Origin of the sequence: Iodidimonas muriae, assembly GCF_014647255.1 — a bacterium.
Classification (GTDB): Bacteria; Pseudomonadota; Alphaproteobacteria; order Sphingomonadales; family Rhodothalassiaceae; genus Iodidimonas; species Iodidimonas muriae.
The window spans coordinates 442,516-458,455 of the sequence record NZ_BMOV01000002.1 but is presented as its reverse complement, the minus strand read 5'-3'; the positions used below and the strand labels follow the sequence as shown (position 1 = coordinate 458,455).

The following is a 15,940-nucleotide window of genomic DNA, read 5'->3' as shown; positions in this document are numbered from 1 at the left end:
AAAATGGAGGAGTTGCGTTTAAGGGATCAAGATTCGCCGTTGATTGGCGTTCCGACCGACCGTCCACCCCGGACCTTGCGCAAGATCACAGGGATCAAGGACAGCAGGGCAAGCCCCACAAGCGGGCCGATCACATGGGGCTGGAACAACAATTCTGTCGCATCCACCTTATTGCCAAGGCGAATGGTTTCCGCAGCACCCTTTCCAACCCACACGAAAACAAATGTCCCCGGAATGATACCCAAGGCCGTTGCCGCCACATAGGATTTCAGACGAACACCCAGCAAAGCCGGAGCAATATTCAGTACCCAGAAAGGGAATACCGGCACCAAACGCAGGGCCAGAAGATAATTGAAGGCATCTTTTTGGAAGCCGCTTTCAAACTTGCCGAGCCAAGGCCCCACCTTTGTCCGCAAGGCATCGCCCAGCGATGTACGCACAATAAGGAAGATCGCCGTTGCCCCAAGGGTTGCGCCCATCAGCACACCGAAAAAACCCAGCCATAGGCCGAAGATCACTCCTGATGCAATGCTTACAATGCCCATTGCCGGAAGCGACACCGCCGTACCAACAGCATAAAACAGCACCAACACCAGCAAGGCGACCACTGTATTCTCGGCGACGAAAGACTGCAGCATGTCAAGATTTTCGCTGAGTGCTGCAAAGGACACATAATCCCCAACGCCCGAGGCATAAACGGCAGCAATCACGGCGGCCAAAATGACAATCGGCAAAATCCGACGGACCGAAAAGCCCTTGGCTTTCTTGTTGTCCTGTGTCGAATTGAGTGAGTTCGGCATTCTCGTTCCTTCACGTCGCACGATTGATTAAAGTCTATAAAAGTCTACACAAGGCGGTTGACCGTCCGTTAACCGCGCAAAATCTATCTGCAAATCCTGTCCAATTTACAGCCATTGCAGATATTTCGCTGCCTTGTTGACCTAGAAGATGGGGTCATGGCAAGATCTTGCCAGCATTTACACAAGGCTGTGATTTCGCGGATACATTCCGTGAATTGCCGGTGAATACGGCAAAACGGGTCATTGGGCAGGAAATTCAGTTGACTCAAAGCGCCAAGCCCGGTTATCAAGCGCGCCTTGGATTTTCGTCGCATGGCACAAGGGCTGTGCGACAGTGATGGCTGTGAGCGACGCTCGTTACCATCGCTGCGCAATATACGGAGAAAGAACGTGAAACGGACTTATCAGCCAAGCAAGATTGTGCGCAAGCGCCGCCACGGTTTTCGCGCTCGTATGGCCACTGTCGGTGGCCGCAATGTGCTGCGCGCCCGTCGCTCCAAAGGTCGTAAGCGCCTTTCTGCCTAATTCGGTTGCCGCATTCAGCGTCGATCCGGCGCCGATCAGTGCACGATACGGGCTGCCGGCTTTGCAGCCAAATGCTTGGCCTGATCTTATGGAAGTGGCTGGCTCATGACCGATAAAAATGACCATACCGATCGCTCTTCCATGCGGTCGGTTTTGTCGTTGGAGCCACAGATGTCGCCAAAAACTGGCAGCGATTCGGCCAAAACGGCGCCATCGCCCCCTCAAAATCCGGCCTTGCTCCCAAAAAAACAGATCATCGGCCTGAAGCAGCGCCGTGATTATCTGCGGGTCGCACGAAGCGGTATAAAGGCGGCTCAACCCGGTCTGGTTTTGCAAGCCGCCCATCGTCACAGCCCGAAAAACCCACCCAATACCATAGGCAAACCCTCAGGCAACATGCCATCGCCTGCTGCTCCCGCGACGGGATTTGGCATCACCGCCAGCAAAAAGGTCGGCAATGCCGTTGCCCGCAACCGTGCCAAACGCCGGTTACGGGCGCTGGTCGCACACATATTCCCGGTGGAAGCGGAGGCCGGGATGGATTATGTGCTGATTGCCCGATCGCAAACGGTCAAGCGGCCTTATAAAGCCCTTGAGGCCGATCTACGGCGGGCCTTGGATCGCGTGTCCCGCAGGAGAGCCCCATGAGCCTTTTGGGTCATTGTCTCATTTTCTTTGTACGAGCCTATCAGCTCGTGCTGTCGCCCCTTTTGGGTCCGTCATGCCGCTATCAGCCCACCTGCTCCGCTTATGCCATCGAAGCCGTGCGTCGTCATGGTGGACGGCGAGGGGGCTGGATGGCTATAAGGCGCATTGGCCGCTGCCACCCCTTTGGTGGTTTTGGATATGACCCTGTGCCCGACCATGACCATTTTGATAAACCATCCCGGCCTGACCGGACGGATAAATGGTCCAAAACGCCGGTGAAGAGTATATGAACGAACAGAAAAACCTGCTTGCCGCCATGGGGCTGACCCTTTTGGTGCTTTTGGCCTTCGATTTTTTCTATGCCAAGCCGCAAAGGGAAAGCGCCCAGATTGATGCCGCGCAGCCAACCACATCAGTCTCTCCTGAAGATCATGCCGCCGCGCCCCAAAGCATGGGCGATGCGGCCTTGGCAGCCCCGTCCTCTGCAAGAACGGGTCTTGACCGCGATCAGGCGTTGCAGGCAGGCCGCAGGATTTATCTGGAAACGCCGCGGCTCAAAGGGTCTATCGCACTCACCGGCGGCTTTATCGATGATCTGACGCTGAAAGATTACACCACCGAAGTGGGCAAGGATGGCGAGCCGATCGTGCTGCTCAATCCATCGAAAAGCACCAATGCCTATTATGCCTCTTTCGGCTGGACGGCCCGGCCGGAACTGGGTCTTGATGTTCCCGGCCCCACAACACAGTGGGAAACGGACGACGCCATGCTGTCCCCCGACCATCCGGTGACTTTGCGGTGGACCAACGCGCAAGGGCTGGTGTTTGAACGGCAGATTGCGGTGGACAAGAATTTCATGTTCACCATCATCCAATCGGTGCGCAATCCCACGGACAGCCCGGCCATCATGGCCCCTTATGGCCTGATCAGCCGCCGCGGCGAGCCCAATATTTCAAAGTATTTTGTGATCCATGAAGGCCCCTTGGGCGTGTTGGACGGCAGCCTGCGCGAGATCGAATATAAAGATCTCAAGGAAGACGGCCCCTCGCTTTATGACAGCGTGGGCGGCTGGCTGGGCTTGACCGATAAATACTGGATGACCGCCATCATTCCTGAACAAACCGTGCCCTTCAAAGGCCGCTTCGTACAAGGAACCGGCGGCACGGTGCGCTATCAGGCGGATTATCTGGAAGAAGAAGTGGTGATCCCGGCCATGGGCACCAAAAGCGTCACGGTGCGCTTGTTCGCCGGCGCCAAAGAAGTGGACGTGATTGAGCGCTATGAAGACGCCTATGAGATCCAGCTGTTTGATCGCGCCATTGATTGGGGCTGGTTCATCTTCCTGACCAAACCGATCTTTTATCTGCTGGACTTCCTGTACGGTCTGTTCGGCAATTTCGGCATCTCGATTCTGGTGCTGACCGTGATCGTCAAGGCCCTGTTCTTCCCGCTGGCCAGCAAGTCTTATGTGTCCATGAGCAAAATGAAAGCGGTGCAGCCCAAGATGAAGGCGCTGCAAACGCGCTACAAGGACGATAAGCCACGGCTGCAACAGGAAATGATGGAGCTGTATAAAAAAGAAAAGATCAATCCGCTGTCCGGCTGTCTTCCTATGGTCGCGCAGATTCCGGTGTTCTTTGCGCTTTATAAAGTGCTGTTCATCACCATTGAAATGCGCCATCAGCCCGGCTTTTTCTGGGTACAGGATCTGTCGGTGGCCGATCCCATGCTGCTGAGCAATCTGTTCGGCCTGATCCCTTGGGACCCGCCCAGCTTTTTGGCGGTGGGCATATGGCCCTTGCTGATGGGCGTGGCCATGTTCTTCCAGATGCGGCTCAACCCTTCGGCGGGTGATCCCATGCAGCAAAAGGTGATGATGGCCATGCCGTTTGTGTTTGTGTTCATCATGGCCTCGTTCCCTGCAGGTCTGGTGATCTACTGGACATGGAACACCGTGTTGTCGGCGGCCCAGCAATGGATGATCATGCGCCGCCACGGTGTGGCCCCAACAAGCACATGAGTACGGAATCCCCAGAACATCCGCCCTTGCCGGATATAAGCAGCGATGCCATCGAGCAGGGCAGATTGTTGTTCGCCGGTCCGTGTGCCTTTTTACGCGGGGTGCCGACCATGGACCATCTGCCCCCGCCGGGGCTGCCGGAAGTGGCCTTTGCCGGGCGATCCAATGTGGGGAAATCCTCATTGATCAATGCCCTGACAGGACGCAACACCCTGGCCCGCACCTCCAACACGCCGGGGCGGACGCAAGAGCTCAATTTCTTCCAGTTGGGCGATGAGGCCGCGTCCTTCATTCTGGTGGATCTGCCCGGCTATGGCTATGCCAAGGTATCGCGGTCCAAGGTTCAGGCATGGACAGGCACCATCCGCGACTATCTGCGCGGTCGGCAGCCCTTGCAAAGGGTGATGGTGCTGGTGGATTCGCGTCACGGGCTGAAAGACAATGACCGCGAAATCATGAAAATGCTTGATGATGCGGCCGTGTCCTATCAGATCGTCCTGACCAAATTGGACAAGCTGAAAACACCGGCGCAAGCCCGCATCCATAAAGAGGTAACGCAAGAGGCCCGCCGCTTTGTGGCCTGTCATCCCCGCGTTCACGCCACCTCATCGGAAAAAGGCATCGGCATCGAAGGCCTGCGCGCCGAACTTGCCGCTTTTGCCACTCCCAAGGCCTGATCCCGGTTTCGATTGGCAGAAAAATATTCTAGGGTCGGCTCAGCCGTCCCGATCGGCCAGTGGATCTGGCTGGCAGACTTGGCTGGACATCCTTCATTTCTTCTATCCGAGAGCGCCGCATGGACGACACCCAGTTTCAGAAAAAGCTCCACGAGAAAGCCGCCATTCTTTCGGAGGCGCTCCCCTATATGCGCCGCTATGCAGGCAAGACCTTCGTTGTCAAATATGGCGGCCATGCCATGGGCGATGAAGCCATCCAGCGCAGCTTTGCAGAAGACATGGTTTTGCTCAAACAGGTGGGCATCAATATCGTCGTGGTGCATGGGGGCGGTCCACAGATCGGAGCCATGCTGGAACGGCTGAAAATCAAAAGCAATTTTATCGACGGCTTGCGCGTCACCGATGCCGATACGGTGGGCGTGGTGGAAATGGTGCTGTCCGGCTCCATCAACAAGGGCCTTGTCGCCTCCATCAGCCGCGCCGGGGGCATGGCGGTGGGTCTGTCCGGCAAGGATGGCGGTTTTGTGAAGGCGCGGGCCGTGCGCCGCACCAAACGCCGTCCCGACAGCCATATCGAAGACGTGCTTGATCTTGGATTTGTGGGCGAGCCGGAAACGGTTGATGGCAGTGTTCTCACCCGCTTCATTGCTGCCGGGCTCATTCCCGTGATCGCGCCCATCGGCTTGGGTGAAAATGGCGAAACCTTCAATATCAATGCCGACACCATGGCCGGTGCCGTGGCCGAAGCCCTGAACGCCGAGCGGTTTTTACTGCTGACCGATGTGGAGGGCATATTGGATGGCGACAAACGCCATCTTGCCGAAGTATCCCATGATGCCGCGCGCGAGATGATCGCCACGGGCGTGATCCATGGCGGCATGATTCCCAAAGTTGAAACCTGTCTGTCGGCTGTAGAAAACGGTGTGGCGGCCTCCGTTATCATGAATGGCCGTGTCCCCCATGCGCCTTTGCTGGAAGTGTTCACCGAAAGTGGTGTTGGCAGCTTGATCCGGGCGCCGGAAAAAAGGGACAGGCGCACCCCGTGAGACTTTCTCTCATGATCGCGCGTTGGTGATTGGAACGTTACAAATATCCGTCCTTATAGTACGGATATGTTCAAACGAGTTATTATATCAGCGCTTTTGCTTTTCGCTCTTCCGGTTCATGCCGAAGAACGCCTGACAGTTGTTGAACTGTTTTCAAGCCAAAGCTGCCCCAATTGCCCGCCCGCCCATGAGTTTCTTTCGGAACTGGCCGGGGAAAAAGAGATTCTCGCCCTCAGTTGGCCGGTCAATTACTGGGATTATCTGGGATGGGCCGACAGCTTTGCCCAAGCCGATTTTACGCATTATCAACGCGCCTATAATGAGCAAATGGGCGAGCCCGGTGTTTATACGCCGCAAATGATCATCGACGGACGCTTCCAAACCGTAGGGTCGCGGCGCAAGGATGTGGTGCATCATATTGCACGTGCCCGTGATCTGCCCCGCGCCGATCTTGATCTGTCTATCCGCCAAAAAGACGAGACCTGCATCATTGCCCTCCCCCAACAATTGGCCGGTGTCGAAAATGTGCATGTAACCGCGGTGTTCTATAGCGCCCACGCCTCCGTCTCCATTCCCGAAGGCGAGAATCGTGGCAAGACACTGGTTTATGATAATCTGGTCAGGCACACGGAAAAACTTGGCCTTTGGGCCGGCGAAGGCAAGACCTTTGAAGTGCATGTAGCCGATGCCGCCCAATCCGGCGCCGACCATCTGGCAATTTTGCTCCATGCAGACAGTGAAAACGGCCCAATCATCGGCGCGGCTCGCATTGCTCTCTCCACATCCAATAGCTGACCTCTCCCCAAGCCCCCGGTTTTGCAATTCTGATGGGCTTTTCTTGCGGTCATCCGGAAAGTTCTGGCCCTGAAACGCTCTTTGGCGAGTCGCACAGAGCGAAGAATATCTCTTGGTCGGAATTGGAGACTGGAAATTTCTGCGCTGGATTGCTACAGCCTTTATCAATGATATAATATAACATACTGTTTGGGCGTGCCCGATGATGGATAGCTCTTCTTTTGCGCTGGCTTTCAGCATGCTTGCCGCCCTTGTCAATCTTGGCGGGCTTTTGGTCATTCGCCATTATGAAGCCTGGGGCAATAAAAACAGCGTGCTGTTCGCAGCCTTTGCCGCAGGGTTTCTGATCGGCGCCGCCATTCTTCAGATCATCCCCAAAGCCTTGTCCATGGTCGGGCAAATGGCCCCCCTGCTGGTTCTTGCGGGCTATGTGCTCATGTATTGTCTGGGGCTTCTTTCCGCGCACAAAAACAGCACCAGCCATATGGACAAACGGGCCATGGCGCTGATTCCGATTCTTGGGATTGCCCTTCATTCGTTTAGCGATGGCCTAAGCTATTCCGCGGCTTTTTCCGTGGATGTATTTACCGGTGTGACCGCCGTCTTTGGCCTGGTTTTGCATGAATTTTCCGAAGGCATCATCGCCTTTGTCCTGCTGTTACGCGGGGGATTTTCACCGCACCGCGCCATGATCACCGCCTTTATCGCAGCCGCAGCCACCACCCCCTTGGGCACAGCCATAAGCCTCCCCTTCATCTCGCAATTATCCGGGGTGCCCTTGGGCAGTATTCTGGCCGTCACCGGCGGCGCGCTCCTTTATGTGGGGGCCTCGCATCTGGTGCCCCATGTGGAACACACCAACCGCCGGGGCAGCGCCTTCGCCTTTTTCGGAGGCTTGTCGATCATGGTTCTGATGCAACTTTTTCATCATAGCTAATTGACATTCGATATATATCTAAGAGATACATAGGGGGACAGCCATAACGGGGAATTCCCCGCACCAACCGATCTTAAAGAAAAATCGGGGTGCCACAGCGAGGAGACCACGCATGAGAAAGTTTCTCATTGTGATGACGCCAATTTTCGTACTTGGCCTCGGCATTGCCGGGTTCATCATTTTACAAGCGACACAGCCCAAGCCGGAAAAAACCGAAGCCCCGGTGCTCCGACCCGTCACATTGGCGGTAACCACGGTTCGGCAAGAACCCGCAACCTTGCTGGTCCGAACGCAAGGGACGGTCGAATCGCAAACCGAAATTGATCTGATCCCACAGGTGAGTGGTCGCATCGTGCATGTGGCCCCGGCCTTTGCAGGCGGTGGTATCTTCAAAGCCAATGAAACGCTGATCCAGATCGAATCGGAAGATTACGAGTTCGCCGTCACTCAGGCCGAGGCCCGCGTTGCCGATGCCGAACTGGTTCTGGCACAGGAAGAAGCCCGTGCAGCTGTGGCCCGCAAACAATGGGACTGGGATGAAATTACCGACAAGCCCACAGCCCTCGCCCTGAAAGTCCCCCATGTGGCGCAGGCCCGCGCCAATCTGGCATCGGCCAAAGCCCAGCTCGATCGAGCCAAGCTGGATCTGGCCCGCACCCGCATTTCGGTTCCCTTCAGTGGCCGCGTTCGGGAAAAAAGCGCCGGTGTCGGGCAATATGTCAGCGTCGGCACCCGCTTGGGCAGGGTTTTCTCCACCGAAGTCGTGGAAGTGCGCTTGCCGCTGACCGACGAAGAATTCACCGAGTTGAATGTGCCCGTTGCCTATGCGGCCTCCGATTATCAAACCGCGCCAAAGGTCGCCCTTAAATCCCAGCTTGCCGGACGTGCCCATCGCTGGGAAGGGCGCATTGTGCGAACCGATGCGGCCATTGATCAAGACACCCGCCTTTTGCATGCCATTGCACAGGTTCGCGATCCTTATGGCGCCGGCGGCTCCAATGGAACACCTTTGCCTGTGGGATTGTTTGTCACCGGCGAGATCGAAGGACGCACCCTGCAAAATGCCTTAATCATCCCCCGCGCTGCCTTGCGCGGCAAGGATCAGGTTTATGTGGTCCGCGATGACAACACCCTGACCATCCGCACGGTGGACGTGGTGTCGGCTAATGAAGACCGGGTGATATTGGCCAGCGGTGTTTCGGTCGGTGAAAAGGTTGTCACATCGCCTGTGCGCAATGCACAGGAAGGCATGGCAGTGGAAACGCTGGAAAGCCGTGCAGAGGCACCCAAAGTCGCCGAAGCTGTGAATTGAACATCAGGGGATAAAGGGGAAAAGCCATGAACCGCATGATCGCCTGGTGGGCCAAAAACACCGTTGCTGCCAATTTGCTAATGTTCGGCATTATGCTTGCCGGGGCTATGTCGTTCTTCAATATGGAACGCGAAGTCTGGCCAACTCTCCGCGTCAATTGGGTGGAAGTGACCGTGGCCTGGCCCGGTGCCGCCCCGCAAGAGGTGGAAGAACAAATCATTTTGCGCATCGAGGAATCATTATCGGATCTGGATAATATAGACCGGGTGCGCTCCATTGCTTCTGAAAGCGTTGCCCTTGTTTATATCGAGGCGGATCGCAGCGTCGATATGGACCGCTTTATCAATGACGTGAAGCTGCGAATCGACGGCATTTCAACCCTTCCCAGCGATATAGAACCGCCGCGTGTCCGGGAGATTCTCACCCGGAACGAGCTGATCAGGGTGGGCGTTAGTGGGGATGTGGATGAACGTCTTTTGAAGCGCACGGCTGAAAAGGTCCGCGATGAAATGGCGCTTCTGCCCGGCGTGTCTATCGTCGAGCTGTTCGGGGCACGCAATGAGGAAGTCTCCATTGAATTGTCGGAGCAGGCCATGCGCCGCTACGGCCTTACTTTTGATGAAGTGGCTACGGCCATTCGGGGCAGTTCCATCAACCGCTCTGCAGGATCTGTGCGCACCAGCACCGGCGATGTGCAATTGAGGGTACGCAATCTGGCCGATAGCCGCACGGACTTTGAAAATATCATCATCCGTCAGGTCCCCGGTGGCGGCACCATCCGCGTCGGTGATGTGGCTTTGGTGATCGACGGCTTTGAAGATGTGGACATTCAGGCCAGTCTTAACGGCCAGCATGCCATTCTTGTGCAGGTGATGACCGCGGAAGAAATGAATGTGGTCAAAACCTCCAAATCGGTTCTGGGCTATCTGGAAGAAGCCCGCGAGCGGATGCCCGAGGGCATTTCCCTTACGCTTTATGCCGATGAATCCAAAGCCTATTACGACCGCATGGAAACCATCTCCAAATCCGCCTTTTATGGCCTGATTCTGGTGTTTCTGGTGTTGATCATCTCGCTGCGGCCCAAGGTGGCCCTGTGGGTGACGGTGGGCATCGCCACCGCCTATGCCGGGGCTTTCATCTTCCTTCCCAGCAATGATGTGTCGCTGAATTTCCTATCGCTATTCGCTTTCCTGTTGGTGATCGGCGTGGTGGTGGATGATGCCATCGTTGTCGGGGAAAACATCCATGAAGAGGCCGAAAGTACCGGCGGCGGTCTGGATGCGGCCATATTGGGCACGCAATTGGTGGCAAAACCGGTGATTTATGCGGTGGCCACAACGATGATCGTGTTTGCCCCCTGGCTGTTTCTGTCCGGGATAGATGTGGAGTTCACCCGCCATATCTCGATCATCGTCATCGCCGCTTTAAGCTTTTCGCTGATCGAAGCACTGTTCATCCTGCCGGCCCATCTGAGCCATATGAAACCGCGTGAGAAACTGGGGCGCTTTGGCACCTTCCAGAAACGTATCGCCAGTTCCATCACCCGCTTTGCCCAGGTCACCTATCGGCGCTGGCTGGCGGCGGCGGTGCGGCGGCGCGGCCTGACAGCCAGCATCTTTCTGGCAGGCTTTATCATTTCATTGGGCATTGCCAGTTCGTCCTGGCTGAAATTCAGCTTCATGCCAGAGGTGGAATCCGAGCAAATCTCGGTCAATGTGACCCTGCCCGAGGGCACACCTTATGATCGGGCGCTGGAAATTCTGGCGCAGCTTCAGCAGGCAGAAAAAGAACTGGAAGCCGAGGTAAATGCCGCATCGGATGGCGAAAGCCAGCTGGTTGAAAACTGGTACACCCGCGCCCGTGCCGATTCGGTGCTTGCATTGGTGCGCCTTGCCCCTGCAGAAATGCGCGACATGTCGGCAAAAGAGGCAGCCGACCGGCTGCGCATATTGATCGGCGAGATCCCCGACGCGGAAAATCTGGAAGTGGGCTATACGCTCAACCAAAGCCAGCCAGAGATTGAGCTTGCCATCAATCATCCGGATCTGGATATGTTGCGGGCCGCGGTGGATGACCTGAAAGCGCAGCTTGGCACCTATGATGAGGTGTTCAATATCCGCGACTCATTGCAAACGGCCATGGAAGAGCTGCAGTTCGAGCTGAAACCCGGCGCCCGTGAGCTTGGGTTTACGCTGGCCGATGTGACCCGTCAGGTGCGCCAGGCCTATTATGGCGAAGAGGTGCAAAGACTGCCCCGCGATGGCAATGATGTAAAAGTGTTCGTGCGCTATCCCTCAAACACCCGTCGCTCTCTCGACAGCCTCTCGGATTTCAGGCTACGCACCAATGATGGCCGTGAGGTGCCTTTGTTCACGGTGGCCGATATCAGCTACAAACCGGGCCTCAAGCGCATTGACCGGCGCGAGCGGCAGCGCTCGGCAGTCATCAGCGCCGAATTGTCCAACGAAGTCCGCGAACAAATCTATGAAGATCTGCGCACCAATTTCTATCCGCAATGGGAAAAGCGGTTCCCCGGCGTCAGCCGCGGCGAAATCGGCCAAGCAGAAGGTCAGGCGAAGTTCATGGCCGAAATTCTGGCTCTTGAAGGGATCGCCCTGTTCGTGATGTACGCCCTGATCGCCGTGGCTTTCCGGTCGTACTTCCTGCCACTTTTGGTGATGACGGCCATCCCCTTCGGCTTCATGGGTGCGGTTTTGGGGCATCTTTTGCTAGGCATGCCCATGGCCCTGTTCTCTTATTTCGGGCTGGCCGCAGCCGCCGGAGTTGTGGTGAACGACAATCTGGTGCTGGTGGATTATATCGGACGCCTGCGTGAAAAAGGGGTGGGGGCCTTTGATGCCCTCGTGGAAGCAGGGGTGGCCCGTTTCCGGCCTATCCTGCTCACCTCTGTCACCACCTTTATCGGGCTGGTTCCCATGATGCTGGAACGCTCCACACAGGCGCAGTTCTTGAAACCCACCGTGGTTGCCCTTGCCTTCGGGGTGTTGCTGGCCACCTTCGTGACATTGTTCCTGGTCCCGGCTCTTTATGGCTTGGGCGAGGATATGAAGCGCTTCATGAAAGGCCTATGGACCGGCGACAAGCAGGCCAAGCTGGGTCAGGCCCACAAAGGCGCCACCAACCCCGCCGAATAACCGATAAGCCATCGCGGGGAATTTCCTCCGCGATGGCCTGCCCTTACTGGAAATTATAGCCAAGACTCAGCGTATAGAAGGTATCCAGCTTTTCATTCCCGGATACCGGCGTATTGTCATATTGATTGCGCACCCCGATACGAACGCTCCACGCCTTGCTTTCGGTTACCGGAATATCCAGCGCCGCATTGCTTTCAACGCGGAAATCATCCACCGGATCATTGAAGCTGGGCAGATAAATCAGATCATGGGTAAACAACAAACGGCCATTGAGCTGGATGCGATATTCATAGCCCAAAGACAAAATCGCTTCTTCCTCATTGGGTGCATTCTGGAAGGCTTCCACCTGATAACCGATACCGAAGCGGGCTTTTAGCTGCTGCTTTTCTTCCTGAATGAAAAACACCCCGGTCCCGGCGGTAAGAACGCTACGCAGATCCAGATCCTCGAATTCATCCTGTTCCAGCACCAATCCGCCAAAGGCAAACCAGCTCTCGGAGAAATCGCGTTCCAACCGGGTTTCGCCGATCACCTCATTTTCCGTTTCTTTTCCGTTTTCCCGAGCAAAGCGCCAGCCAAGAGACAGGTCGAGACGGTCAAAATCGGTTTCGCGCCGGGTTGAGGCCTTGCCGTTCAACGCCACGCGGTCCGTATTGCCCCGCGCCCCGGATAGACCAAGCTGTGTGCGCCCGCTCCAGGCTTTTTCAGGAGTAACAAGCGCCGTTTCCAATTGCGCCACTTCCTGGCTGTGCTGTTCTTCCAGCTCGGCGATCTGACGCGCCTGCGCCTCTTCAATCTCTTGCAAAGCAAGCTCTTCCGGACTTTGTGCACCTTCAAGCCACAGGGCGGCAACATCATCGAACCGGATGGACAAGCGCCCCAAACTGGCACTGGAAAGGCCTTGGCCCTGCTGCTTGTCAAACGCCAAACGGCCCACCAGCCGGTCGCCACTTGCCAAAGACACAATGACAATATGATCGCTTTCAAGCCCTGCAAGCGCCTCCAGATCAATCTCGATCACCCCGGCAAAAGTGGTTTCAAAGCGCAAGCGCCCCCCTGCCGCTTCCACCAACGTTCCCTCGATCAGGCTGCCATCGGCAAGATGCACCCGGTCGGCCACCGCTGGATTGGAAATAAGCAAGGGAAGCGTGGAGAGAAGAGCAAAAAGAGAGGCGCGCGACATGAATAACCCGCTTGAAAGTTGTCAAACAAAACGTTCCGCGCACCATAGGCGAAGCCGGTTCTGTGAGCAATCTGTCATTAAAAAAGGGCGCCCCGAAAGGCGCCCTTTCAAAATCTGGAAATCAAATCCGGTCAGGCGGCCTTGCTGGCCAAACGGCGCAACACATAATGCAAGATGCCGCCATTTTCGAAATACCCCACTTCATCCACCGTATCGATGCGGCACAACAAGGTCACATCCTTAGTGCTGCCATCTGCATAATGGATGGTGCAAGCCACATCCTGACGCGGTTTGATACCCCCTTCGATGCCGGTAATGTCAAACTGCTCGGTGCCTTTGAGGCCCAGCTTTTCTGCGGTCAGGCCATCCTTGAACTGCAAAGGCAGCACGCCCATGCCCACCAGATTGGAGCGATGGATGCGCTCAAAGGATTCAACGATCACCGCACGCACACCCAACAAGCGTGTGCCCTTGGCCGCCCAATCGCGGCTGGAGCCGGTGCCATATTCCTTGCCCGCCACAACAACCAATGGCGTATCATTTTCAACATAGGCCATGGCCGCATCATAGATGGGCATTTGTTCACCGGATGGATAGTGCACCGTCACACCGCCTTCAGTGCCCGGCGCCATCAGATTGCGCAGGCGAATATTGGCGAAGGTGCCGCGCATCATCACTTCATGATTGCCGCGCCGCGACCCATATGAATTGAATTCGGTCCGGTCCACACCATGCTCGGTCAGATATTTCCCGGCCGGGCTATCAGCCTTGATGGACCCTGCAGGAGAAATATGATCGGTGGTGACCGAATCGCCCAAAAGCGCCAACATCCGTGCGCCCTTGATATCTGTGATGGCATCAGGCGTGGCTGTCATGCCGTCGAAATAGGGCGGATTTTGCACATAGGTGCTGTCATTGTTCCATTCATAGGTCAGCCCCTTCGTGACCTTGATGGCCTGCCATTGTTCATCGCCGGCGAACACATTGGCATAGCGTTCCTTGAACTGGGCCGGGGTGACAGCAGAGCGCACCACCTCTTCCACTTCTTTGGTGCTGGGCCAAATGTCTTTGAAATAGACAGGCTGGCCATCTTTATCTGTGCCCAAGGGATCGTTCATCAGATCCACTTTCATCGATCCGGCAATGGCATAGGCCACCACCAAAGGCGGCGAGGCCAGATAATTCGCCTTCACATCGGGATTGACGCGCCCTTCAAAATTGCGGTTGCCCGAAAGGACCGAGCAGGCCACCAGATCAGCGGCATTGACAGCCTTGGAAATGGCAGGCGGCAGCGGGCCGGAATTGCCGATACAGGTGGTGCAGCCATAGCCCACAAGATTGAAGCCCAAGGCATCCAGATCATCTTGCAAGCCAGCTTTTTCCAGATAGTCGGTAACCACTTGGCTACCGGGGGCCAAAGAGGTTTTGACCCAGGGCTTCACCTTCAAGCCTTTGGCCAGCGCATTGCGCGCCACCAACCCTGCGGCCAGCATCACTGAAGGGTTCGAGGTATTGGTGCAGCTTGTAATGGCGGCAATCACCACATCGCCGTGGCCAATATCGAAATCTTCCCCTTCAACGGCAACACGCTTGTCGGCTTCATCACCCTTTTTGAAGGTGTCGTTCAGTTCATTGCCGAAAGCCGGTGCGGCTTCGGTAAGCAACACGCGGTCTTGCGGGCGCTTGGGACCGGCGATGGAGGGAACCACCGTGGAAAGGTCCAGTTCCAGCATGTCGGTAAATTCGGGATCAGGCGACTGTTCATCATGCCACATCCCCTGCGCCTTGGCATAGGCTTCCACCAGCGCCACGGTGTCATCGCCGCGCCCGGTGAAATCCAGATAATCCAAAGTACTTTGGTCGATGGGGAAGAAGCCGCAAGTGGCGCCATATTCAGGGGCCATATTGGAAATAGTGGCTTTATCGGCCACCGGCATATGGGTCAGACCATCGCCATAAAATTCAACGAATTTGCCCACCACGCCTTTTTTGCGCAGCATTTGTGTCACCGTCAGCACCAGATCGGTGGCGGTGGCCCCTTCGGGCAGACGGCCAGTGATTTTAAAACCGATCACTTCGGGGATCAGCATGGAAATGGGCTGGCCCAGCATGGCCGCTTCGGCTTCGATGCCGCCCACGCCCCAGCCCAGAACCGCCAGAGCATTGATCATGGTGGTGTGGCTATCGGTGCCCACCACCGTATCGGGATAAGCATAAAGCGTGCCGTCGATTTCATTGGTCCAGACGGTTTTGCCCAAATATTCTAAATTCACCTGATGGCAAATGCCGGTTCCCGGCGGGACGGCGCGGAAATTATCAAAAGCCTGCTGGCCCCAGCGCAGGAACTCGTACCGTTCCTTATTGCGCTTCATTTCCATATCCACATTGCGCTTGAAGGCATCATCGGTGCCAAACACATCCACCATCACCGAATGGTCGATCACCAGATCAACAGGAGCCAGCGGATTGATCTTTTGCGGATCACCACCCAAGGCTTTCATGGCGCCGCGCATGGCCGCCAGATCCACCACCGCCGGAACGCCGGTGAAATCCTGCATCAAAACGCGGGCCGGACGATAGGCGATTTCCCGATCCGAACGGCGGTCTTTCAACCAGTCGGCCACCGCTTTCACATCATCGGTGGTGACGGTTTTGCCGTCTTCACAGCGCAGCATATTTTCCAAAAGCACCTTCAAGGAAAATGGCAGGCGCGACACATCGCCAATTTTTTCCGCCGCCTTCTTCAAGGAAAAGAATGTGTATTCCTTGCCATTAGCGGTGAGCGTATCGCGGGTAGACATGGTATCGCGACCAACGGTGGACATGGTGCCTCCTGATATTT

The 15,940-nt window shown here is 56.1% G+C and carries 13 protein-coding genes; 10 read left to right on the top strand and 3 right to left on the bottom strand.

Annotated features, from left to right (window positions below; translation table 11 throughout):
• Positions 1-26 precede the first annotated feature (26 nt).
• Positions 27-800: a TVP38/TMEM64 family protein gene (locus IEX96_RS04580; RefSeq protein WP_150004443.1), complete on the bottom strand. Its 774-nt coding sequence runs from the start codon at positions 798-800 to the stop codon at positions 27-29.
• 390 nt (positions 801-1,190) lie between these two features.
• Here IEX96_RS04580 and rpmH point away from each other — a divergent pair, with 390 nt between their 5' ends.
• The 10 genes from rpmH (at position 1,191) to IEX96_RS04530 (ending at position 11,915) form a co-directional block, all read left to right on the top strand.
• A complete protein-coding gene (gene rpmH / locus IEX96_RS04575; protein ID WP_150000139.1) occupies positions 1,191-1,325 on the top strand; it encodes a 50S ribosomal protein L34 in 135 nt (44 codons plus the stop codon).
• Between the two features lie 105 nt (positions 1,326-1,430).
• Positions 1,431-1,973 carry a ribonuclease P protein component gene (gene rnpA / locus IEX96_RS04570; RefSeq protein ID WP_308424556.1) on the top strand — a complete coding sequence of 181 codons (543 nt, stop codon included), beginning with the start codon at positions 1,431-1,433 and terminating at the stop codon, positions 1,971-1,973.
• Positions 1,970-2,263: a membrane protein insertion efficiency factor YidD gene (gene yidD, locus IEX96_RS04565; protein WP_150004442.1), complete on the top strand. Its 294-nt coding sequence runs from the start codon at positions 1,970-1,972 to the stop codon at positions 2,261-2,263. Before rnpA ends, yidD begins: the two co-directional genes overlap by 4 nt.
• Positions 2,260-3,993 carry a membrane protein insertase YidC gene (yidC, locus tag IEX96_RS04560; RefSeq protein ID WP_150004441.1) on the top strand — a complete coding sequence of 578 codons (1,734 nt, stop codon included), beginning with the start codon at positions 2,260-2,262 and terminating at the stop codon, positions 3,991-3,993. The genes yidD and yidC overlap by 4 nt, the downstream gene beginning before the upstream one ends.
• Positions 3,990-4,670: a ribosome biogenesis GTP-binding protein YihA/YsxC gene (gene yihA / locus IEX96_RS04555; protein WP_188873527.1), complete on the top strand. Its 681-nt coding sequence runs from the start codon at positions 3,990-3,992 to the stop codon at positions 4,668-4,670. The genes yidC and yihA overlap by 4 nt, the downstream gene beginning before the upstream one ends.
• Before the next feature lie 119 nt (positions 4,671-4,789).
• Positions 4,790-5,716: an acetylglutamate kinase gene (argB, locus tag IEX96_RS04550; protein WP_188873526.1), complete on the top strand. Its 927-nt coding sequence runs from the start codon at positions 4,790-4,792 to the stop codon at positions 5,714-5,716.
• A gap of 66 nt (positions 5,717-5,782) precedes the next feature.
• Complete coding sequence (locus tag IEX96_RS04545; protein WP_150004440.1) at positions 5,783-6,511, top strand: DUF1223 domain-containing protein; 729 nt, start codon at positions 5,783-5,785, stop codon at positions 6,509-6,511.
• A gap of 202 nt (positions 6,512-6,713) precedes the next feature.
• The gene (locus IEX96_RS04540; RefSeq protein WP_150004439.1) at positions 6,714-7,448 is read left to right on the top strand and encodes a ZIP family metal transporter; all 735 of its coding nucleotides are present in this window, start codon (positions 6,714-6,716) and stop codon (positions 7,446-7,448) included.
• Positions 7,449-7,560: 112 nt separating this feature from the next.
• Entirely contained in the window at positions 7,561-8,760 is a 1,200-nt protein-coding gene (locus IEX96_RS04535; protein ID WP_229773529.1) for an efflux RND transporter periplasmic adaptor subunit, read from the top strand.
• Between the two features lie 26 nt (positions 8,761-8,786).
• Complete coding sequence (locus tag IEX96_RS04530; protein ID WP_188873525.1) at positions 8,787-11,915, top strand: efflux RND transporter permease subunit; 3,129 nt, start codon at positions 8,787-8,789, stop codon at positions 11,913-11,915.
• A gap of 43 nt (positions 11,916-11,958) precedes the next feature.
• On the opposite strand, the gene IEX96_RS04525 is transcribed toward IEX96_RS04530, so the two are convergent.
• Complete coding sequence (locus IEX96_RS04525) at positions 11,959-13,098, bottom strand: DUF481 domain-containing protein (protein WP_150004438.1); 1,140 nt, start codon at positions 13,096-13,098, stop codon at positions 11,959-11,961.
• 131 nt (positions 13,099-13,229) lie between these two features.
• Positions 13,230-15,923: an aconitate hydratase AcnA gene (gene acnA, locus IEX96_RS04520; protein WP_188873524.1), complete on the bottom strand. Its 2,694-nt coding sequence runs from the start codon at positions 15,921-15,923 to the stop codon at positions 13,230-13,232.
• Positions 15,924-15,940 lie beyond the last annotated feature (17 nt).

Bases quoted from the DNA above. Each gene is read 5' to 3' on its own strand.
- IEX96_RS04530 (WP_188873525.1), top strand. From the start codon at position 8,787: ATGAACCGCATGATCGCCTGGTGGGCCAAAAACACCGTTGCTGCCAAT.
- acnA (WP_188873524.1), bottom strand. From the start codon at position 15,923: ATGTCCACCGTTGGTCGCGATACCATGTCTACCCGCGATACGCTCACC.
- IEX96_RS04525 (WP_150004438.1), bottom strand. From the start codon at position 13,098: ATGTCGCGCGCCTCTCTTTTTGCTCTTCTCTCCACGCTTCCCTTGCTT.
- IEX96_RS04535 (WP_229773529.1), top strand. From the start codon at position 7,561: ATGAGAAAGTTTCTCATTGTGATGACGCCAATTTTCGTACTTGGCCTC.
- rnpA (WP_308424556.1), top strand. From the start codon at position 1,431: ATGACCGATAAAAATGACCATACCGATCGCTCTTCCATGCGGTCGGTT.
- IEX96_RS04580 (WP_150004443.1), bottom strand. From the start codon at position 800: ATGCCGAACTCACTCAATTCGACACAGGACAACAAGAAAGCCAAGGGC.
- IEX96_RS04540 (WP_150004439.1), top strand. From the start codon at position 6,714: ATGATGGATAGCTCTTCTTTTGCGCTGGCTTTCAGCATGCTTGCCGCC.
- argB (WP_188873526.1), top strand. From the start codon at position 4,790: ATGGACGACACCCAGTTTCAGAAAAAGCTCCACGAGAAAGCCGCCATT.
- IEX96_RS04545 (WP_150004440.1), top strand. From the start codon at position 5,783: ATGTTCAAACGAGTTATTATATCAGCGCTTTTGCTTTTCGCTCTTCCG.
- yidC (WP_150004441.1), top strand. From the start codon at position 2,260: ATGAACGAACAGAAAAACCTGCTTGCCGCCATGGGGCTGACCCTTTTG.
- yidD (WP_150004442.1), top strand. From the start codon at position 1,970: ATGAGCCTTTTGGGTCATTGTCTCATTTTCTTTGTACGAGCCTATCAG.
- yihA (WP_188873527.1), top strand. From the start codon at position 3,990: ATGAGTACGGAATCCCCAGAACATCCGCCCTTGCCGGATATAAGCAGC.